Annotated in this window: 21 protein-coding genes and 1 riboswitch; of the genes, 11 read left to right on the forward strand and 10 right to left on the reverse strand. The window is 72.0% G+C overall.

Annotated features, from left to right (window positions below; translation table 11 throughout):
- Nucleotides 1-44: 44 nt before the first annotated feature.
- The gene (locus ACWC2T_RS02895; RefSeq protein ID WP_450668673.1) at nucleotides 45-344 is read left to right on the forward strand and encodes a (2Fe-2S)-binding protein; all 300 of its coding nucleotides are present in this window, start codon (nucleotides 45-47) and stop codon (nucleotides 342-344) included.
- Here ACWC2T_RS02895 and bfr read toward each other — a convergent pair.
- On the reverse strand, nucleotides 341-820 hold the full coding sequence (bfr, locus tag ACWC2T_RS02900) for a bacterioferritin (protein ID WP_450668674.1): 480 nt from the start codon (nucleotides 818-820) through the stop codon (nucleotides 341-343). The two genes, ACWC2T_RS02895 and bfr, sit on opposite strands and share 4 nt — an antisense overlap.
- Nucleotides 821-995: 175 nt before the next feature.
- On the opposite strand from bfr, the gene ACWC2T_RS02905 reads away from it, so the two are divergent.
- Nucleotides 996-1,628 carry a sulfite oxidase-like oxidoreductase gene (locus tag ACWC2T_RS02905; RefSeq protein ID WP_450668675.1) on the forward strand — a complete coding sequence of 211 codons (633 nt, stop codon included), beginning with the start codon at nucleotides 996-998 and terminating at the stop codon, nucleotides 1,626-1,628.
- 61 nt (nucleotides 1,629-1,689) lie between these two features.
- Here ACWC2T_RS02905 and ACWC2T_RS02910 read toward each other — a convergent pair whose 3' ends face one another.
- From ACWC2T_RS02910 to thiO, 5 genes are all read right to left on the reverse strand, one after another.
- A complete protein-coding gene (locus ACWC2T_RS02910) occupies nucleotides 1,690-2,577 on the reverse strand; it encodes a deoxyribonuclease IV (protein ID WP_450668676.1) in 888 nt (295 codons plus the stop codon).
- A gap of 58 nt (nucleotides 2,578-2,635) precedes the next feature.
- Nucleotides 2,636-4,552: a Stk1 family PASTA domain-containing Ser/Thr kinase gene (gene pknB, locus ACWC2T_RS02915; RefSeq protein ID WP_450668677.1), complete on the reverse strand. Its 1,917-nt coding sequence runs from the start codon at nucleotides 4,550-4,552 to the stop codon at nucleotides 2,636-2,638.
- Nucleotides 4,553-4,640: 88 nt separating this feature from the next.
- The gene (locus tag ACWC2T_RS02920) at nucleotides 4,641-5,435 is read right to left on the reverse strand and encodes a thiazole synthase (protein ID WP_450668678.1); all 795 of its coding nucleotides are present in this window, start codon (nucleotides 5,433-5,435) and stop codon (nucleotides 4,641-4,643) included.
- A gap of 3 nt (nucleotides 5,436-5,438) precedes the next feature.
- Nucleotides 5,439-5,657 carry a sulfur carrier protein ThiS gene (thiS, locus tag ACWC2T_RS02925; RefSeq protein WP_450668679.1) on the reverse strand — a complete coding sequence of 73 codons (219 nt, stop codon included), beginning with the start codon at nucleotides 5,655-5,657 and terminating at the stop codon, nucleotides 5,439-5,441.
- Nucleotides 5,654-6,820 (reverse strand): glycine oxidase ThiO, encoded by a 1,167-nt coding sequence (gene thiO / locus ACWC2T_RS02930; RefSeq protein WP_450668680.1) that lies wholly within the window; start codon nucleotides 6,818-6,820, stop codon nucleotides 5,654-5,656. Before thiO ends, thiS begins: the two co-directional genes overlap by 4 nt.
- Nucleotides 6,818-6,929, reverse strand: a riboswitch (TPP riboswitch). It overlaps the preceding gene by 3 nt.
- A 53-nt stretch (nucleotides 6,930-6,982) precedes the next feature.
- Between thiO and ACWC2T_RS02935 the strand changes: the two genes are divergently transcribed.
- The 6 genes from ACWC2T_RS02935 to ACWC2T_RS02960 all read left to right on the forward strand — a co-directional run bounded on the left by ACWC2T_RS02935 (nucleotide 6,983) and on the right by ACWC2T_RS02960 (nucleotide 11,835).
- Entirely contained in the window at nucleotides 6,983-7,333 is a 351-nt protein-coding gene (locus tag ACWC2T_RS02935) for a hypothetical protein (RefSeq protein ID WP_450668681.1), read from the forward strand.
- 32 nt (nucleotides 7,334-7,365) lie between these two features.
- Entirely contained in the window at nucleotides 7,366-8,598 is a 1,233-nt protein-coding gene (locus tag ACWC2T_RS02940; RefSeq protein ID WP_450668682.1) for an NAD(P)/FAD-dependent oxidoreductase, read from the forward strand.
- Between the two features lie 65 nt (nucleotides 8,599-8,663).
- On the forward strand, nucleotides 8,664-9,029 hold the full coding sequence (locus ACWC2T_RS02945; RefSeq protein WP_028803215.1) for an Rv2175c family DNA-binding protein: 366 nt from the start codon (nucleotides 8,664-8,666) through the stop codon (nucleotides 9,027-9,029).
- A gap of 94 nt (nucleotides 9,030-9,123) precedes the next feature.
- Nucleotides 9,124-9,771 (forward strand): thiamine phosphate synthase, encoded by a 648-nt coding sequence (gene thiE / locus ACWC2T_RS02950; RefSeq protein ID WP_450668683.1) that lies wholly within the window; start codon nucleotides 9,124-9,126, stop codon nucleotides 9,769-9,771.
- Nucleotides 9,772-9,913: 142 nt separating this feature from the next.
- The gene (gene metF, locus ACWC2T_RS02955) at nucleotides 9,914-10,837 is read left to right on the forward strand and encodes a methylenetetrahydrofolate reductase [NAD(P)H] (protein ID WP_450668684.1); all 924 of its coding nucleotides are present in this window, start codon (nucleotides 9,914-9,916) and stop codon (nucleotides 10,835-10,837) included.
- Nucleotides 10,838-10,893: 56 nt separating this feature from the next.
- Nucleotides 10,894-11,835, forward strand: coding sequence for an SCO2102 family sporulation regulator (locus ACWC2T_RS02960; RefSeq protein ID WP_450668685.1), 942 nt, complete (start codon nucleotides 10,894-10,896; stop codon nucleotides 11,833-11,835).
- Between the two features lie 67 nt (nucleotides 11,836-11,902).
- Here ACWC2T_RS02960 and ACWC2T_RS02965 read toward each other — a convergent pair whose 3' ends face one another.
- From ACWC2T_RS02965 to ACWC2T_RS02980, 4 genes are all read right to left on the reverse strand, one after another.
- Nucleotides 11,903-13,414 (reverse strand): phytoene desaturase family protein, encoded by a 1,512-nt coding sequence (locus tag ACWC2T_RS02965; RefSeq protein WP_450668686.1) that lies wholly within the window; start codon nucleotides 13,412-13,414, stop codon nucleotides 11,903-11,905.
- 370 nt (nucleotides 13,415-13,784) lie between these two features.
- On the reverse strand, nucleotides 13,785-14,414 hold the full coding sequence (locus ACWC2T_RS02970) for a TetR/AcrR family transcriptional regulator (RefSeq protein ID WP_450668687.1): 630 nt from the start codon (nucleotides 14,412-14,414) through the stop codon (nucleotides 13,785-13,787).
- A 47-nt stretch (nucleotides 14,415-14,461) separates the two neighbouring features.
- A complete protein-coding gene (locus ACWC2T_RS02975; RefSeq protein ID WP_450668688.1) occupies nucleotides 14,462-16,546 on the reverse strand; it encodes a YhgE/Pip family protein in 2,085 nt (694 codons plus the stop codon).
- Nucleotides 16,533-17,348 carry an ATP-binding cassette domain-containing protein gene (locus ACWC2T_RS02980; RefSeq protein ID WP_450668689.1) on the reverse strand — a complete coding sequence of 272 codons (816 nt, stop codon included), beginning with the start codon at nucleotides 17,346-17,348 and terminating at the stop codon, nucleotides 16,533-16,535. The genes ACWC2T_RS02975 and ACWC2T_RS02980 overlap by 14 nt, the downstream gene beginning before the upstream one ends.
- Nucleotides 17,349-17,525: 177 nt before the next feature.
- Between ACWC2T_RS02980 and ACWC2T_RS02985 the strand changes: the two genes are divergently transcribed.
- The 3 genes from ACWC2T_RS02985 (at nucleotide 17,526) to ACWC2T_RS02995 (ending at nucleotide 19,689) form a co-directional block, all read left to right on the forward strand.
- Entirely contained in the window at nucleotides 17,526-18,089 is a 564-nt protein-coding gene (locus ACWC2T_RS02985) for an SAV_6107 family HEPN domain-containing protein (RefSeq protein WP_450668690.1), read from the forward strand.
- 168 nt (nucleotides 18,090-18,257) lie between these two features.
- Entirely contained in the window at nucleotides 18,258-19,028 is a 771-nt protein-coding gene (locus ACWC2T_RS02990) for a methyltransferase (protein WP_450668691.1), read from the forward strand.
- A 277-nt stretch (nucleotides 19,029-19,305) separates the two neighbouring features.
- Entirely contained in the window at nucleotides 19,306-19,689 is a 384-nt protein-coding gene (locus tag ACWC2T_RS02995) for a DUF3040 domain-containing protein (protein WP_450668692.1), read from the forward strand.
- Nucleotides 19,690-19,845 lie beyond the last annotated feature (156 nt).

Raw genomic sequence — 19,845 nt, forward strand, 5'->3', positions numbered from 1 at the left:
GGATGGCACCAAGAGAGCGATCCCGCATCGGGAGGTGAATCCGCGTGTACGTCTGCAGCTGCTTCGGCATCACCGAGGCCCAGGTCAAGCAGCACGCGGAGGACGGTGCCTGCACCCCCCGCCAGATAGCCTCCGCCTGCAAGGCGGGCACGGACTGCGGCTCCTGCGTGCGCCGGATCCAGGCCCTCCTCGGCCGGGGCGCCTGCCCGCGGCGTGAGCTGGCCGACCAGGGCAGGGCGGTCCTCTCCGCGCTGCCGGAAGCCGAGCTCCCGGAAACCGAGCTCGCGGAAACCGGGCTCGCGGAAACCGGGCTCGCGGAAACCGGGCTCCCGGAAGCCGCCTAGCTCTCCGGCTGCTCGATGACCTGCGCGATGTAGAGCGCCTCGCCCAGCTTCTCCACCAGCTCCAGCTGGGTGTCGAGGTAGTCGATGTGGTGCTCCTCGTCCGCGAGGATGTCCTCGAAGATGTTGGCGGACGTGATGTCGCCCTTCTCGCGCATCACCTTGATGCCCCGCCGCAGCCGGTCGATCGCCTCGACCTCGATCTGCCGGTCGGCCTCGAACATCTCCCGCACGGTCTGTCCGACCCGCACGTGGAAGAGCCGCTGGTAGTTGGGCAGCCCCTCCAGGAACAGGATCCGGTCGGTCAGCACCTCCGCGTGCTTCATCTCGTCGAACGACTCGTGCCGCGTGTACTTGGCGAGCTTGTACCAGCCGAAGTTCTCCTGCATCTTCGCGTGCAGGAAGTACTGGTTGATCGCGGTCAGCTCGCCGGTGAGCTGCTCGTTGAGGAACTCGATGACCTCGGGGTCGCCCTGCATCGCAGCGGCTCCTTCCACACGGGAAACGGGGGAGGTGTGCGGCGGCATGATTGCACCGGCGCCGAAGATCGTCCAGTAAGTGCGTACTTAGTAAGTACGCGATGGATTGATGCTGCTTGTCCGCTTTCTGGATGCGTGGTCAAGGGCACTGCCCGAGGTCTGTCAGGATGGATACATGGGTCATCCGGTGGAGCGAGCGTCTGGAGCAACGGTAGGGTCCGAGCTTCCGCCGGGTCAGCGGCTCCAGCGCGGCTGGCCGGTCACGCACTACGGCCCCGTCCCGAAGTTCCGCCCCGAGCGCTGGGAGTTCCGGGTCTTCGGCGCCACCGCCGACGGTGACAAGCACATCTGGAACCACGAGGAGTTCACGGCCCTGCCGTACACCACCGTGGTGGCCGATCTGCACTGCGTGACGAAGTTCAGCATGGTCGGCGCGGAGTGGGGCGGCATCCCCGCCCGCACCATCCTCGAGCTGGCCCCGCCGGCGCCGGACGTCACCCATGTGATGGTCTGGGCCGAGTACGGCTTCAGCTCCAACCTGCGCCTGTCGGACTTCGCCTCTGACCGCGCCCTGTTCGCCACCCACAAGGACGGCGAACTTCTCACCGCCGAGCACGGCTTCCCGGTCCGCCTGATCGTGCCCCACCTGTACGCCTGGAAGGGCCCGAAATGGGTCCGCGGCGTCGAGTACATGACCACCGACCGCCGCGGCTTCTGGGAGGAACGGGGCTACCACAACATCGGCGACCCCTGGAAGGAACAGCGGTACTCGTACCAGGAGGAACCCGGAGACGGCCCCGAGCTGTGACATCGGGCCGGTAAGGTCTAGATCTCGTCGTCCATGTCCGGCGACGACTGACCCCGGCGCCTCAGCCGTCCCTCAGCTTCTTCAGCCGCTCCACATCCGCCGCGTGCCCCACCTTGCCACCCGGCGTCTCGATGATCAGGGGGACGCCCTCGGTCGCGGGGTGGGTCATCAGGGCCCGGAACGGGTCCTCGCCGATGTGGCCGGCGCCGATGTTCTCGTGCCGGTCCTTGTGCGCGCCGACCACGTCCTTGGAGTCGTTGGCGTGGATCAGCTTCAGGCGGCCCTCGCCGACGGTGTCCACCAGGAGATCGAGGGTCTGGTGCATGCCGCTCGGGCCGGTCAGGTCGTGCCCGGCGGCGAAGATGTGGCAGGTGTCCAGGCAGACCCCGAGCTTCGGGTGCGCGTCCAGCGCCTCGAAGTACGGGCCGAAGTCCCAGGTGCGGGCACAGAGCGAGGCGCCCTGTCCGGCCGTCGACTCCAGCAGCAGGAACGGGTCGTCGTCGTGCGTCAGCTCGTCCAGCAGCGGCAGCAGGCGCTCCCGCACCTGGCGCAGCGCCACCTCACGGCTCCGCCCGCCGGTCGCGCTCCCGGTGTGCACGACCACGCCCAGCGCACCGATCTCCCGCCCGCGCCGCAGGGAGTGCCGCAGCGACTCCACCGACCGCTCCACGGTCGCCTCGGTGTGCGAGCCGAAGTTGATCAGGTAGGGGGCATGGACGTACACCGGGAGCGACTCCTCGGCGCAGGCCGTGGAGAAGGCCTCGTCCTGCCGGGGATTCCCGGCGGGCGTGGCCCAGCCGCGCGGATTGGCCACGAAGACCTGCACGGCCTCGGCCTTCAGGTCATGGGCGTACGACAGCCCCACGGAGTGCAGACCACCGGCGACGGGGACATGACCGCCGACGGGATTGCGCGGCCGGGACGACGGGGGCGGGACAACGGGACTCACCCGTTCAGGGTGTCATGCCCGCACCGGCCGCCGGACCACGGTCCCCCGGTGACCCCGGTCACCGGATGGTGATCGTGATGGTCGACCCCTTGGCCGCCTTGTCGCCGGCCTGCACCGACTGCTTCTTCACCGTGTCGCCGAACAGCCCGAGCAGGCCCCGGTCCTCCTCCACCTTGAACCCGGCACCCTCCAGCGCCTTGTGGGCGTCGTCGACGCTGTCGCCGACCACGTTCGGCACCTCGACCATTTCGGGCCCCTTGGACAGCGTCAGCGTCACCGTGTCGCCCTCGGCGGCCTGGCTGCCGTTGCCCGGGCTCTGCTGGGCCACCTTGCCCTTGTCGTACTCGGAGTTGACCGGCTGGGGAGCGATCTTCACCTGCAGCCCGGCGTCGGTCAGATTCTGGCGGGCGGTGTCCAGGTCCTCACCGGTGACGTCGGGTACGTCGATCGGGCTGCCCTTGCTGACGGTCAGTGCGATCGCCGACCCGGCGTGCCGCTTGGTACCGCCCTGCGGTGTCGTGGCGATCACCGAGCCCTTGGCGACGGAATCGCTGAACTCCCGGGTGACCATGCCCGGTTCCAGGCCGTCCGCCCTCAGCCGCGCCCGCGCCTCGGCGAGCGTGCGGCCCGTCACATCGGGCACGTTCACCGTCTCCGGGCCCAGCGAGATGGTCAGTGCCACCGAGTCGTGGTCGCGGATCCGGGCTCCGGGAGCGGGGTCGGTGCCGATGACCGTGCCCCGCTGGACGGTGTCGTTGTACTCACGCCTGACCCGCCCGACCTCGAGTCCGGCCGCACTGAGCCGGTCCCGGGCCTGCGCCTCGGTCTTCGCCAGCAGTGGCGGGACCTTCGTGAACTGCCCGGAGTTGATGTACCAGACCCCGGCGCCCACTCCCAACACCACCAGCACGGCGGCGACGATCGTCAGCACCAGCCGCCGGGAGCGCCGGGGCGGCACCGGTGGTGCATGCAGCCGGGTGGTGTGCCGGACCACGCCCCCGGCCGGCTCCTCCTCGTTGACGGGCAGCGGCCGGGGCACGGTGAGTGAGCGCGGTATCACGCTCGTACGGTCACCGGCGTTGTCGTGCTCCGCGGTCAGCGCCTGCGGCGGCACGGCGTCCAGCTGCTCGTCTCTCAGCCCCTGGCGCGCCTCGCGCACCTGGGCGAGCAGCGCCACGGCGTCGTACGGCCGGATGTCCGGGGTGCGGGCGGTCGCCGAGGCGACCAGCTCGTCCAGCTCGTACGGCAGCCCCGGCACCAGGGCCGAGGGCGGCGGCACGTCCTCGTGGATGTGTTTGTAGAGGATCTGGGCGGGGGAGTCCCCGGCGTGCGGTTTGCCGCCGGTCAGCATCTCGTAGAGCACGACACCGCACGCGTAGACGTCGACGCGCGGATCGGCGGTGCCCTGTTCGATCTGCTCAGGGGCGAGGTACGAGACGGTCCCGAGCACGGCACCCGTCGTGCTGGTCTGGGTGTCCACGGACCGGACCAGCCCGAAGTCGGCGACCTTGACCCGCCCGTCGTCGCCTATCAGCACGTTCTCGGGCTTCATGTCCCGGTGCACGAACCCGGCCCGGTGCGCGGCGCCGAGCGCGGCGAGGACGGGTTCGAGGATGTCGAGGGCCGCGCGGGGCTGCAGCGCCCCTCGCTCGCGCAGGACGTCCCGCAGGGTGCACCCGGCGACGTACTCCATCGCCAGGTACACGTACGACCCGTCGGTCCCCTGGTCGAAGACCTGCACCACGTTCGGGTGCGCCAGCCGGGCGACGGACTTGGCCTCCCGTATGAACCGCTCCACGAAGGATCCGTCGGCCGCGAGGGTCGGGTGCATCACCTTCAGCGCGAGCACACGGTCCAGACGGGTGTCCAGGGCCCGGTAGACCGTGGCCATCCCGCCGACCGCGATCCGCGCGTCGACGCGATAACGGCCGTCGAGCACCTGGCCGACGAGGGGGTCCTGAAGGGTCGTATCCACGCAGGGGAGTCTACGAGGACGGACCGACAGTGCCGCACACTGCGCTGTTCCGGTGACGGAATGCAGCACAGCTGTGACTCTTGCGCGATCAGAAGGCCGGGCGCTCGGGATCCAGGCGGGCGCGTCCTTCGGTGGGAGATGAGGCCTGCGCGAAGTGCCTGCGCGGAATCCGTCCCGCCAGCCGGGCCAGCCGACCCCCCTCCACGGCATGCCGCATCGCCGCCGCCATGAGTTCCGGCTCCTGCGCGCGCGTCACCGCGGAGGCGAGCATCACCCCCGCACACCCCAGCTCCATGGCCAGCGCGGCATCGGACGCCGTACCGGCCCCCGCGTCCAGAATCACCGGCACACGCGCGTGCTCGACGATCAGCTGGAAGTTGTGGGGATTGCGGATCCCGAGCCCGGACCCGATCGGCGAGCCGAGCGGCATCACCGCGGCACACCCGGCGTCCTCCAGCTTCCGCGCCAGCACGGGGTCGTCATTGGTGTACGGCAGCACCGTGAACCCGTCGTCGACCAGCGTCTCCGCCGCCTCCAGCAGCTCCACCGGATCCGGCAGCAGCGTCCGCTCGTCGGCGATGACCTCCAGCTTGATCAGATCCGTGCCCAGTGCCTCCCGCGCCAGCCGCGCGGTCAGCACGGCCTCGCCCGCGGTGAAACAGCCCGCCGTGTTCGGCAGCACCCGGATGCCCAGCTTCTGCAGCACCGACAGCACCGAACCGTGCACGGAGGGGTCCACCCGCCGCATCGCGACCGTCGTCAGTTCCGTACCGGAGGCGACCAGCGCCCGCTCCAGCACGTCCAGGCTGGGCGCCCCGCCCGTACCCATGATCAGCCGCGACGAGAAGGTCGTACCTCCGAGGACCAAGGGATCGTCGGCCATGGCTCAGCCTCCCTGGACCGCGGTGAGGACTTCGACCCGGTCGCCCTCGGCCAGCGCCGTGGCCGCCCACTGCGCACGCGGGACGACGGTCTCGTTGACGGCGGCGGCCACCCCGGAGGGCGACGGGGCCAGCGACCGTACGACGACGTCGAGAGCGGTACCCGGAACGATCTCCCGGCGCTCTCCGTTGACGGAGATGGAAACAGTGAGGGAGATGCTCATGCGGGCTGCTCCATGAGGACGGCGGCGGCGCCGAAGCGCCGCGGGGTGAACGGACGGGCCTCTTCCGGCAGTTCGCCGTCGGCCAGCAGCCGTGCCATGACATCGCCGGTGACCGGCGTGAGCAGCACCCCGTTGCGGTAGTGCCCGGTGGCCAGCAGCAGCCCGTCGAGCCCGGACGGGCCGAGCAGCGGCGCGTTGTCGGGTGAGCCGGGACGCAGCCCGGCCCGGGTCTCGGTGAGCGGCAGTTCGGTGATGCCCGGCACCAGCTCATGGGCGTCGCGCAGCAGCTCGTACACGCCGCCCGCGGTGACGGTCGTGTCCCAGCCCAGTTCCTCGCTGGTCGCGCCGACGACCAGCTCGCCGTTCTCCCGGGGCACGAGGTAGACATGGCCGCCGCGCACCACGGCTCGTACGGTCCGGCTCAGGAAGGGCGCGTACCGGGGCGGCACGGTCAGCCGCAGCACCTGCCCCTTCACCGGCCGCACCGGCGGCAGCAGCGCCTCGGGCACGCCCGCGAGCCGCCCGCTCATGCTCCCGGCCGCGAGCACCACCTGCCCGGCGCGCAGCCCGGTGCCGTCCGCCGTGGTCACCCCGGCGGCCCGCTCCCGTACGACGTCCAGCCGCGCGGCCCACGCGCGGTGGAACACCACACCGGACCGTTCGCACGCGGCCACCAGGGCCGCCGCCAGCCGCCGCGGGTCGATCTGGTGGTCGCCGTCGACCCGCAGCCCGCCGCGCACCCCGGGCGCCAGCATCGGTTCCAGGCGCCGGCACTCCCGCCCGGACAGCCACTGCGAGTCCAGGCCGGAGCGCTGCTGCAGGGCGTGCAGTTCGCGCAGATGGGCGCGGTCGTCGGCGTCGAGCGCGACCTGCAGGGTGCCGCAGCGGCGGTAGCCGAGGTCGTGGCCGGTCAGTTCGGTCAGCTCGGCCGCGAAGTCCGGGTAGCGGCGGGCCGATTCCAGGTTCAGGGCGAGCAGCCGCTCCTCGCCGTAGTGCAGTTCGGTGACCGCGGCCAGCATCCCGGCCGCGACCCGCGCGGCCCCGCCGCCGGGCTCGGGGTCCACCACGGCCGTGCCGAGCCCGCGCTGTGCCGCGCGCCAGGCCGTGACCAGGCCGATGATTCCGCCCCCGATGACGAGGACGTCGGACGTACGTGACGACATGGGCGTCCAGCCCCTCCCTTCGCCGGCATGACCCGGATCAGGTTCGTACGGTCGGAGGCCGCCAGCCTCCCTCTCAGCCCGGTGCGTCCGGGCTCCCGCGAGTGCTTGTACGGTGGCCACCCTAGCCCGCCCGCCTCGTCACCCGTAAGGGAGCCCCTGCCCATGGCCCGGTCGCTCGACGGACTGATCCTCGCCCCCGTGGCGGACCAAGCCCCAGGTCAGGTGGGTACCCGCACCCGGTTCGCGTACCACGAGAAGGACGGCGAGATCTGGGCGGAGTACGCGGGCGGCGATGTCGTACGCGGCCATCTGGTCGGCACCCGGGACGGCGACCGGCTGGACTTCCGCTACGTCCAGCTGAAGGCCGACGGGACGACCTCCTCGGGGCACTGTGTCTCCACGGTCGTGGAGCTGCCGGACGGGCGGGTGCGGCTGGAGGAGAGCTGGGAGTGGGAGTCCCAGGCGGGCGCCGGCACGAGCGTTGTGGAAGAGGTCACCGGTCACGCCCGCTGACTGACGCGTTGTCACGTGTCTATGGTGATCGGGTGAGCGAGCAGACAGCGCAAGGGGGCACGTCAGCGGGGCGGCGCGTGGTCGTCGTCGGGGCGGGCATGGCGGGGGTGCAGACCGCGGTCGCCCTGCGGGAACAGGGCTTCAAGGGGCCCGTCACCGTGATCGGCGCGGAGCCGCACCAGCCGTACGACCGGCCGCCGCTGTCGAAGGCCGTGCTGCTCGGCAAGGCCGAGGACTCCGCCTTCGACGTGGACTTCGAGTCGCTCGGCGTCGAGCTGCGGCTCGGCTGCGAGGTGCTCCGCCTGCGTCCCGCCGAGCACGAGCTGGACACCGAGGCGGGCCCGGTGCCCTACGACGTCCTGGTCCTCGCCACCGGTGCCGAGCCGATCACCCTGCCCGGCACCGAGGGGGTGCCCGGCGTGCATCTGCTGCGCACCCTGGACGACGCCGAACGGCTGAAGCCGGTGCTCGCCCGGCAGCACGAGATCGTGGTCGTCGGGGCCGGCTGGATCGGCGCCGAGTTCGCCACCGCCGCCCGCGGGGCCGGCTGCGCGGTCACCGTCGTGGAGGCCGCCGACCGGCCGCTCGCCGGCGCCCTGCCCGCCGAGGTCGCCGCCCCCATGGCCGCCTGGTACGCCGACGCGGGCGCCGACCTTCGCACCCACGCGCGCGTGGAGCGCGTGGAGCCCGGCGCGGTGGTCCTCGCCGACGGCACCCGGCTGCCCGCCGACGCGGTCGTCGTCGGCATCGGCGCCCGCCCCGCCACGGCCTGGCTGGCCGGCTCCGGCGTCGAACTGGGCCCGCAGGGGGACGTCCTCGCCGACGACCGGCTGCGGACCTCGGTCGAGGACGTGTACGCCGTCGGCGACTGCGCCTCCTTCCCCTCCGCCCGCTACGGCGCACGGCTGCTCGTCCACCACTGGGACAACGCCCTGCAGGGCCCGCGCACGGTCGCCGCGAACATCCTCGGCGAGACACCGGCGGTCTACGACCCGGTGCCGTACTTCTGGTCCGAGCAGTTCGGCCGCTTCGTGCAGTACGCCGGCCATCACGCCGCCGCCGACCGGATGGTCTGGCGCGGCGACCCGACGAGCCCGGCCTGGACGGTGTGCTGGCTCCGCGAGGACCGTCTGGTGGCCCTCCTGGCCGTCGGCCGCCCGCGTGATCTGGCCCAGGGCCGGCGACTGATCGAGGCGGGCCGCCGCATGGACACACAGGCCCTGGCCGACCCGTCGAAGCCCCTGAAGGACGCCACGGCCGACTAGCCTGCTCATCCCGGCCGGACCTGCCTGACTTCCGACTGTCAGTGGGGGATGGCAGGCTTGTTCCTGTGACCGAGATTGACGCAAAGATCGATGCTCTCGTCCCCGCCTGGCTCACCCTCCCCGACATCGCCGAACAGCTCGGCGTCGAGGTGACGCGTGTGCGGCAGCTGGTCAAGGAGGGCCAGCTCATCGCCGTACGCCGGGGTGAGAACCGCGCACTGCACGTGCCCGCCGCCTTCATCGACGGGGACAAGGTCGTCAAGGGCCTGTCCGGCACCCTGACGCTCCTGCGGGACGACGGCTTCACGGACGAAGAGATGCTCGAGTGGCTCTTCACCCCCGACCCGACCCTGCCCGGCACCCCCGCGCAGGCCCTGAGCGAGAATCGCGGCACGGAGGTGAAGCGCCGCGCCCAGGCGCTCGCCGTCTGAGCCGAACCGCACATCAGGGGTGGTGTGCGGGCCGTCGTGGCCCGTACGCCACCCGCCGAAGCCGCCAGGGACACCGACCAGGGGGGACCCACGTATGTCCGACACCGCACGCGCCGCGCTCGCCGACGCCCGCCTGTACCTGTGCACGGACGCGCGCACGCGCCAGGGCGACCTTCCCGAGTTCCTGGACGCGGTCCTGGCCGGCGGTGTCGACATCGTGCAGCTGCGTGACAAGGGCATGGAGGCCGCCGAGGAGCTCGCACACCTGGAGGTCTTCGCGGACGCCTGCGCCCGGCACGGCAGGCTCCTCGCGGTGAACGACCGCGCGGACGTCGCCCACGCCGCCCGCGCCGACGTGCTGCACCTCGGCCAGGGCGACCTGCCGGTCCCCGCGGCCCGCGCCGTCCTCGGCGACGAGGTGCTGATCGGCCGCTCCACGCACGCCGAGTCCGAGGCCGCCGCGGCCGCCGTGCAGGAGGGCGTGGACTACTTCTGCACCGGCCCCTGCTGGCCCACCCCCACCAAGCCGGGCCGCCACGCTCCCGGCCTCGACCTGGTGCGCTACACGGCCGGCCTGGGCACCGACCGCCCCTGGTTCGCGATCGGCGGGATCGACCTGTGCAACCTCGACCAGGTGCTGGACGCGGGCGCCCGCCGGGTGGTCGTGGTCCGTGCGATCACCGAGGCCGACGACCCGGCAGCGGCCGCGGCCGAGTTCGCGAAGCGGTTGCGGCAGGGCTAGAAGCGGCTGTGGCAGAGCCAGCGGCACCAGGGAGGGAGCCGCTGTCCGGGTTTCTGTCCAAGGGGTGGACAGTAGGCCGACAATTCGGTCAAATCATCGTCCTCCGGTTGGGGGACCGCCCACCCCTGGCTAACCTGCCCGTATGGCCCTCGGAACCCCCTCCACCAGGACTGATCGCGCACGCACCGTGCGCGACATGCTCGCCACCGGCAAGACGACGTACTCGTTCGAGTTCTACGCGCCGAAGACCCCTCAGGGCGAGCGGAACCTGTGGAACGCGCTCAGGAGGGTCGAGGCCGTCGCCCCCGACTTCGTCTCCGTCACCTACGGCGCCGGCGGTTCCACGCGCACGACCACGGTCCGGGAGACGGAGCAGATCGTCGTGGACACGACCCTCACGCCCGTCGCCCACCTCACCGCGGTCGACCACTCGATCGCCGAACTGCGGAACATCATCGGCCAGTATGCGGACGCCGGGATCCGCAACATGCTCGCCGTGCGGGGCGACCCGCCCGGCGACCCGATGGGCGAGTGGGTGCCGCACCCCCGGGGAGTGACGTACGCGGCCGAGCTCGTCCGGCTCATCAAGGAGTCGGGCGACTTCTGTGTGGGCGTCGCCGCCTTCCCGGAGATGCACCCCCGCTCCGCGGACTGGGACACCGACGTCGCCCACTTCGTGGACAAGTGCCGTGCGGGCGCGGACTACGCCATCACACAGATGTTCTTCCACCCGGAGTCGTATCTGCGACTGCGCGACCGCGTGGTGGTCGCGGGCTGCGAGACCCCCATCATTCCCGAGGTCCTGCCGGTCACCAGCGTGAAGATGCTGCAACGGGTGCCCAAGCTCAGCACCGCACTGTTCCCCGACGCCCTGAAAGAGCGGATCCTCACAGCGAAGGACGATCCGGCGGCGGTACGCTCCATCGGTATCGACTTCGCCACGGAGTTCTGCGCGCGGCTGCTCGCCGAGGGAGTGCCCGGACTGCACTTCATCACGCTCAACAACTCCACGGCGACCCTGGAAATCTACGAGAACCTGGGCCTGCACCACCCCCCGCAGGCCTAGACCGGCCGCACCGCGATACGACACACTGCGTAGCGGTCACTGGGAGAGGGGCGTACATGGGCTGGACGGTCCTCTACATCGCGTTCGGCATCGTCGCACTGTGGTTGCTGGGCGAGGTGCTGCTGCAGTACAAGGCGCGCCTGCGCTGGCGGCTGCTCGCGTTCGCCGGGTTCCTCGGGGTCGTGGTCGGCGTGCTGATGCCGTCCGTGATCGTGATCGGCGTCGGCGCCATCGCCTTCGCGGTCGGCCAGACCTATGTCACGCTGTCCTTCCGCCGCGGCTTCGCCGCCGGCTGGGCGGTCAAGCGCCCGGAGGAGGGGGCCGAGCCCGCACCCGGCAGCAAGCGCCGCCGCGGCAGGGCCGACCGGCACGACCCGTCGCTGGAGGGCCCCGACCCGGAGCCCGTCGGCCCGGAGGACGGGCAGGACGCCGACTCGGCCGGCTACGGCCAGGGGCACGGCGACTACGACGACTACGAGCACGACGACGTCTTCACCCCGGCCGGCCGTCCGGCCACGGAGCCCACCGCGGCCGAGACCACCACCGTCTACGAGCCGCAGCCCATCCCCGAGGACACCGGCTCCTACGGCGTCTACGGCGACACCGCCTACGCGGCCGCCGCCCAGACCCAGGGCACCGACCAGCAGAACTACGGCTACGACTACTCGGGCTACGGCCAGCAGGGGTACGGCTACGACACCGGCGGCCAGCAGGGCTACGCCAACTACTCCGACCCCTACATCGGCAGCCAGTCCTACGGCGGCGCCGGCTACGACACCGGCTACTCCGGGCAGTACGGCCAGCAGGGCTACGCCCAGGCCCCGTACGGTGGCGGCTACGGCGAGACCCCGGCGAGCGGGGTGTGGGTGCCACAGCAGCGCAGCGACGAGACCTACGGCGGCGAACTCCCGCAGGAGCAGCCGTACCCGCACCAGAACCAGGGGCACGGGCACGTCCAGCAGCCCGGTGCCGGGTACGACGAGCAGTACCGTTTCTGAGCAGTACCGTTTCTGAGCCGTACGACACCGCTTTCGGGCCGTACGGCTTCAGAGGCCCGGGCTCGGCTCACTGGGAGCCGCGGAACTCCGGGCCCTCCACGATCAGCCCCGCCACCAGCGCGCCCGACATGCCTGCGTGCGGCAGGCCGCCGCCGGGGTGGGACCAGCCGCCGACCCGGTACAGACCGGGCAGCCGCGTGGTGTTCGACGGATGCAGGAAACGGCCCCCTCCGGCGGCCAGCGCGGGGGCCGGCACCGCACCGAGGAAGGCACCCGTCTCGTCGTCGGAGTTGTCGGGTGTGCGCACCTCCTGCCACAGGACGCGGTCCCGCAGACCCGGTATCACGGCCTCGGCGGCTTCGAGCAGATGCTCCGTGTACAGCCGGACCACACCCTCCTCGTCCCAGTCGAGGGCGCTCGGGACCACCGCGGACAGCACCACGGACTCGTGCCCGTCGTCCGGTCTGAGCGCGGGGTCGTCCGGGCGCAGCACGGTCACCGTGGGCGGTGGCGGCTCGTCCCCCTCCGCCGAGTCCAGGAAGTCCAGCTCGGACTCCGGGTCCGGCGCATGGACGACCGTGCGATGTGCGGCACCGGTCTCGCGCCCGCCGCGCAGGGCCAGCAGCAGGGCGAACCGCCCCGGACGGGTCATGAAGGGATCTGCCCGCACATCCCCGTTGCCGTCCAGCGGACGGTCCGTCAGCGCCTTCAACCACGCCGGGTCCACGTCCGCCACGACATGGTCCGCCTCGGCCACCGTGCCGTCTGACAGCTTCACGCCCGAGGCCCGGCCGTCCTCGTCCAGGATGCGCAGGACCTCCGCGTCGAAGACGAACTCCACCCCCCGCTGCACACACCGCTCGTACACCGCGCGCGCCAACTCCCGGACGCCGCCGCGCACATACCAGGTGCCGAAGGCGTGCTCCATGTAGGGCAGGACGGCCGCGCTCGCCGGAGCGGTCCGCGGATCGAGGCCGTGGCCGAGCGCGGAACTCCCCAGCAGCGCCGCGAGGCGCTCGTCGCCCAGCTCCCAGGTACCGATCTCGGACAGTGTACTCGCGCGCCGCGTGCGCAGCAGCCGCTTGTGCGGGACGGCCGGATACGGCTCCTTGTCGGCCAGCACCCGCCAGTTAGGCCACAGCGGCTCCTCCAGCAGCGGCCTGCGGGTGCGGTCCCAGGCCTCCCGGGCCCGCACCAGGAACGCGCCCCAACGCTCGCCCGCGCCCCCGCCCAGCGCCTCCTCCAGGGCCGCGACCACACCCGCGCGCGAGGCGTTCGGCAGCGACACCTCGGTGCCGTCCGCGAAGAGGTGCCGCGCGGACGGATCGACCTGGACCAGCTCGACGCAGTCCTCCAGCGGCTCCTTGCCGGTCTTGACGAACAGATCGCGGTACACGGCGGGCAGCGTCAGCAGGCCCGGGCCGGTGTCGAAGCCGAACCCGTCCCGCTCGAAGCGGCGCACCGCACCGCCGTACGTGTCCGTGCGCTCGTACACCACCACCCGGTGGCCCGCGACGGCCAGCCGGGCGGCGGCCGCCATCGCGCCCATCCCGGCGCCGATCACCGCGATCCGTCCCATGCCTGCGACTTTATCGACCGCCACTGACAATCCGGCCCGCGGGAGCCCAGGGCGCCCACGAGGCCGGCCGGAAACGTGGGCACGCGTGCGTACGGCTGAGTATCCGTACTCAGGCGGTGAGATGAGTACGCGCACGGATAGGCCGTGGCCTCGGCGAACGGGACAGTGGAGGCACGGCAAGGGGGCGCGGCCCGGCACCGCCGACACGGGGCGGCGGAACGGCGCCCGCCACCAGGCCGCTCCTTCCGCCGATCCGTCGGCGGAAGCGAGCCGGGGGACCCGGGGACGACCACCCACGGGGGACCACAGGGGGAGTACGGGGAGTGGGAGGGCGCCGGTCCGGCAGCGGACCGGCGCCCTCCTCGTGCGCTCAGCCCCTTCCGCTCACGCGCCCCTGGAGCAGCCGGGACAGAGCGGCGTGGACGTCGTCCAAGGACCGCTCCGGCTGGAAGGACTTCCAGTCCAGGGCGGCCACCAGGACCATGCCGACCAGCGCGGCCGCCGTCAGCTGGACGTCGATCTCGTCGCTGAACTCGCCGGCCGCCACGCCCTCGCGCAGCACCTGCTCGACCACCGCGACGGCCTCCTGCCGGACCACCATCAGCGTGGACTGCCAGGCCCGGTTGGTGCGCCACAGCTCGGCCACGTACAGCTGGGTGAAGGCCGGATAGCGGTCGATGAAGACCAGGCCCGCGCGGACCATCGCGTCCAGCGCGTCCACCTTGCTGCCGCCCGCCCGCGCGGTCTGCTCCGCCGCCTCCTTCAAAGAGGCGGTGAGCAGGCCCACCCCGTGCCGCAGCAGCTCCTCGAAGAGGACCGACTTGCTCGCGAAGTTGTAGTAGACCGTGCCCTTCGCGACCCCGGCACGCTCTGCGATCTCGTCCACCGTGGTCGCGGAGAAGCCCTGCTCGGCGATGAGCGTGACGGCCGCCTCGTAGAGCTTCTGCCGGGTGGCCTCGCGGCGCGTGCTGCCGCCGGACCTGGCGCTGCTGCTTTCCATGGCCCCGATTCTCACAGGTACGCGCGCGTGTGGGGCCGCCCCCTGGTTCACAGGGTCAGCTCGGGGTGGAGCCGGTCCAGTGTCCACACCTGCCGGCGCCGGGCCGCGAGGGCGGTCAGGGCGAGCGCGCCCGCGGTGAACGCGGTGAGCACACCGCACGCCTGCCAGACCGGGCCGAGCCCGCCGCCGGTGATCAGCCGGCGCAGCGCCTCCACGATGTAGCTCATCGGCAGGAACGGGTGGATCGCGTTGAAGAAGTGCGGGCTGGTCTGCACGGGATAGGTGCCGCCCGCCGAGGTCAGCTGGAGCATCAGCAGCGCGAGCACCAGGATCCGGCCCGCCGCGCCGAAGCGGGCGTTCAGCCACTGCACGATCGCCGCGAAGCACGCCGTGACCAGACACAGGAAGCCGATCGTGCCCGCCGCCCGCAGCATCTGCAGACCGATCGCCCAGTGCAGCACGGCCATCAACGCGGCCACCTGGAGCGCGCCCACGGCGACCACCGGCAGCCAGCCGGCGAGCCCGATCCGCCAGGCCGGCGAACCGGCCGCCAGGGCACGCCGGTTGAGCGGCGGGATCAGCATGTAGGCGACCATCGCGCCCACCCACAGGGACAGCGGGATGAAGTACGGGGCGAATCCGGTGCCGTAGTTCGGCGCCTTGTGCAGGTCGTGGGAGGCGAGCTGGACCGGATCGGCCATCACGCCGGTGCGCCGGTCGCGGTCCTTCTTGTCGTAGTCCGGGATCTTCCTGGCGCCGTCGTGCAGACCACCGGCGAGCTTCCCCGAGCCGTCGGACAGCTTGTACAGGCCGCCGTTGAGGGTCGCGGCACCCGACGCGGCCGTGCCGATGCCTTCGTCCAGCGTGGTCGCACCGGTCTGCGCGGTACCGAGCCCGGTGTGCAGCTGCTTGGCACCGTCGGCGACCTGCTGAGCGCCGGTGTTCAGCTTGTTGATCTTCTTGACGGCGTCGTCGACGTCCTCGTACAGGTGCGGTGCGCGCTGCTCGAGGTCGGCGGCCTGCTTCTGGAGGGTGCCGAGGTTGTCCCGCATCGTCTTCAGATCGCCGTCCTGGTCCGCGATCAGCGTGTTGAGGTCGTCGGCGACCGTGGCGACGTCGGCGGCGGCCGTCCTGGCCCGCTTCAGGTCCGGGCAGACCGGGTCGGGGAGGGTCGCACTCCCGCAGTGCGTCGTGTAGATCTCGTCCAGGGCGGCGGAGCTCGCGTGGGCGGTCTTCGCCGCACCCGGGGCCAGCTTCACCAGGACGTCGAGATTGTCCTTGACGGTCTTGGCCGAGTCGGCGACCAGGCGGGCGGTGTCCCCGATGGTCTTCTCGTTGTCCTTGAGATAGGGGCCGGCCGTGCCGTAGACGCCGTTGACCTTGTCGGCGAGGGCCTGGGTGCCGTCGGCGACCTGGCGGGACCCGTCCTGGAGGTCACCGGCGCCCGTGTTCAGCTTCTTCAGCCCCTTGGCCAGCTCGCCGCTGCCGCTCTTGGCGTCCTTCAGCCCGTCGGCGAGGTCCTTGGAGCCCTGCTCCGCCTTTCCGATGCCGGTGGTGAGCCGGTCGGCGCCCTCGGCGGCCGTGACGGTCTTGTCGTGGATGCCGGAGAACGAGACGAAGATCTTGTCCAGGAAGGTGCGGGAGGTCTTGGTGGAGGCGGCCGAGCGGACCTCGTTGAAGACGCTCCGGGAGATCTGGCCGACGATGTAGTTGTTCGCGTCGTTGGTGCGCACCTGAAGGGCGCCGGTCTCCGGGGAACCGCCGGAACTGGAGGCGATCCGCCGGCTGAGGTCGGCCGGCATGGTCAGCGACAGGTAGTACGTGCCGTTCTCGACGCCCTCGCGGGCCTCCGCGTCGCTCACCTCGTGCCACTCGAAGGTCCGGCTGTCGCGCAGGCCGTCCACGATGTCGGCACCGGCGGTGATCCTCTTCCCGCCCGCGGTGGCACCCTTGTCGTCGTTCACCAGGGCGACCGGGATGCGGTCCAGACGGCCGTACGGGTCCCAGAAGGACCACAGGTACAGGGCGCCGTAGAGCAGCGGCAGCACGAGCAGCGCGACCAGGGCGGCGCGCGGCAGCCGCCCGCGCCCGAAGCGCCTCAGCTCGAGCACGGCCAGCCTAGGCGAGCGCATTGATGTCCTCCTTCGGGTCGCTGTTCTCACTCGCGTCGCTCTTGGCGTGCGGGTCACCCTTCTCGCTCTCGTCGCGGGCGCCGGCCTCGGCTCCGGCGTCCTCCGCTCCGGCCTCCTTCGGACCGGTCGGCACGACGACGCAGTCGCCCGGCGCCGTGCGGCAGACGACCGCAACCGTCGTCCCCGCGCGCGTGAGCGAGCGCAGCAGCTCCCACAGTTCGGCGCGCTCGGCGTCCGAGAGCTTGGTGTCGAGGTCGTCGACGCCGAGCAGTCCGGGCCTGCCGAGCAACGCCAGGGCGATGGACAGGCGCAGTTCCTGCGGCCGCTCCAGGTCGCGTACGGCCGTCCGGGAGCCCTTGGGCAGCGTTTCCAGGTCGAGCCCGGCGGCGGCCAGGGCCGCGTCGACGCGCAGCCGCGCCTCGTGCACGCGCTGGGTGCGCGGGCGCAGCAGCTCGCGCAGGGAATCGCCGAAACGGCTCTGCAGCAGGGCCCGTTCGCGCAGGTGCTCGCCGACGGTCAGGGCCGGCTCCGGATCGGTCACCCCGGCCACGTTGGCCACCGCGCTGACGCGGCGCAGCCGGGCCATGTGCCGGGGAAGTTCGAGGCCCCCGACGGTGGCCACCCCCTCGGTGGGCTTCATCCGCCCCGTGAGCGCAAGCAGCAGACAGGTCCGGCCGGAGCCGGACGGTCCTTCGATCGCGATGAGTGAACCGGGCTCCGCGTCGAGGGTGACGCCGCGGAAGGCCCACCCCCGAGGCCCCTTGAGCCCGAGGCCCTCGGCCTTGACGTGCACGCCGTCCACAAGCCCCCTCCCCCTTCGGTATGCGAATCGATGTTTTTGAACTGACTGGTCAGTGCAAAAATACGCCCGAACCTACGATCGAGGCAAAGTCCCAGGTCAGAACGGATTGTCAGTGCCATACCTCACGATGGGCACATACGGCACCCGTGCCGTCATCCAGACGACAGGAGGTTCGTCATGGCCAACCCGTCCGCGGCCGCCGCCCGCCGGCGCCGCGCCACCGGCCCTGCCCCCTCACTGACCGGCCCGGCGAGCGACGTGCACCCCGTGCTCCGCCGGGCCACGGCCCCGCCCGCCGCCCTCGACCTGCTCGCCCGGGCTCGGGCCGCACTGGACGAGGCCACCGTCCAGGAAACGCCGAACGAGCGCTATGCCACGGCCCACCTCGCCGCCCTGCGCACCGCCGCCGCCGTGCTCGCCGCCCGCGGCCGCCCCGAGACCTCCCCGCGCCGCCGCGCCCGGATCCGCAGCGCCTGGGAGGTGCTGCCCGAGATCACCCCCGAACTGACCGAGTGGAGCGCGCTGTTCGCCTCCGGCGCCGCCCGCCGGGCTCGCGCCGAGGCCGGCATCCAGGGCGCGGCGAGCCGCCGCGACGCCGACGACCTGATACGGGACGTGGCGATGTTCCTGCGCATCGTCGAGCGGATGCTCGTCCTCCAGCCGGTCCTGCCCCAGCCCCGCCAGGACGCTGGGGGACCGGACGGCCCGAGAGCGCGCGGTGACCTTCCGGACGCGGGCTGACCATCGACCCGGGTCAGCCGCAGGGCGCGTCCCGGAGGCGGACGACCCGAGGGCCGTCCGCCGTGCGAGACGCGAACAGCGGTACCTGGCCGCGGTGACCGGCAGGCCGTGGAGGCAATAGGGTGGAGTCGCCTGAAGCCTTCCAGTCCTGCCAAGGAGTCAACTGCCGTGTCGGACCCGATGCGCCCCCGCGCCTCCCTGCGTACCGCCGTGGTCTGGGAGGTCCTCCAGGACGCCCTCGACCGCCGCGTCAAGGCGACGGGCCGGGAGTCGCTGGACGTCCTCGACACCGGAGGCGGCAGCGGCAACTTCGCCGTGCCCGTCGCCCGGCTCGGCCACCGGGTGACCGTCGTCGACCCCAGCCCCAACGCGCTGTTCGCGCTGGAGCGCCGGGCCGCCGAGGCCGGCGTCGCCGAGCGGGTCCGAGGCGTCCAGGGCGATGCGCACGGGCTGTTCGACGTGGTCGAGCGCGGTGGCTACGACGTCGTGCTGTGCCATGGCGTCCTGGAGTACGTGGACGATCCGGCCGAGGGCGTCCGCAACGCCGTCGCCGCGCTGCGCTCCGAGGGCGTCCTCAGCCTGCTCGCCGCCGGCCTCGGTGGCGCCGTACTCGCCCGCGCCCTCGCCGGCCACTTCACGGAGGCCCGGCAGGCGCTCCAGGACCCCGACGGCCGCTGGGGCGCCGGCGACCCGATGCCGCGCCGGTTCACCGCCGAGCAACTCACCGCGCTGGTCGAGGGCGCGGGCCTCACGGTCGGCGCCGTGCACGGCGTGCGGGTCTTCGCCGACCTGGTCCCCGGCGTCCTCGTGGACACCGAGCCCAGCGCCCTGGACGCGCTCCTCAAACTGGAGGCCGCCGCGGCCGAGCAGCCCGCGTTCCACTCCGTCGCCACCCAGCTGCATGTTCTCGGTGAGACGCCGGGTGCCGCCGAGGTCTGAGCGGACGACCGTGACCCGCCGCTGATCAGGGCCTCGGCGGCGGATGGAGTACGCCACAAGACCCCCGAACGAGGGGTTTGCGCCGTATGATCGAGGTACACCACCCGGCATGACGGGTCGGCCGCCGGGGAATGGAAGCCTCAGCGAGCCGGGACGGCCATGACGGATTCCGGTTGGTCAATTGGCGTAGAGGGGCGGGTTTCACGGGGGCGATTCCCTGCCTATCCTGAAGGGACCCCCCGGGTCGCCCCGGCGACTGCACGATGAGGAGGACTCCGTGCCGCTCTCGGAGCACGAGCAGCGCATGCTCGAGCAGATGGAGCGAGCGCTGTACGCCGAAGATCCCAAGTTCGCGTCAGCGCTTGAGGGAAACGGGCTGCGGACGTACACCCGGCGGCGGGTCTACCAGGCGGTTGCGGGCTTCCTCATTGGTATCGCGCTCCTCATGACCGGAATGGTCATGCAGCTGATCTGGGTCAGCGTGGTGGGTTTCCTCGTCATGCTGGGCTGTGCCGTGCTCGCCGTCACCGGCTGGCGCAAGGCCCCGAAGCCGGGCGAGCAGCCCGCGGGGGGCGTTCGTCGCCAGGTGCGGCCCAAGCGTTCCATGATGGACCGGATCGAGGAGCGCTGGCAGCGCCGCCGGGACGAACACGGGCGGTGACCGTCCAGCGGTTTCCGCGGACGCCGACCGACATCGACAGTCAATGGGTGAGGGGCGACCACCGCCGGTGGTCGCCCCACAACCCAAGAAACAACCCCCCACCACCCAACCCCCCCGCGCGCCCCCCCGGGCCGCCCCCCCCCCCCGCCAGAGCGC

This window comes from Streptomyces sp. NPDC001393, assembly GCF_053597455.1.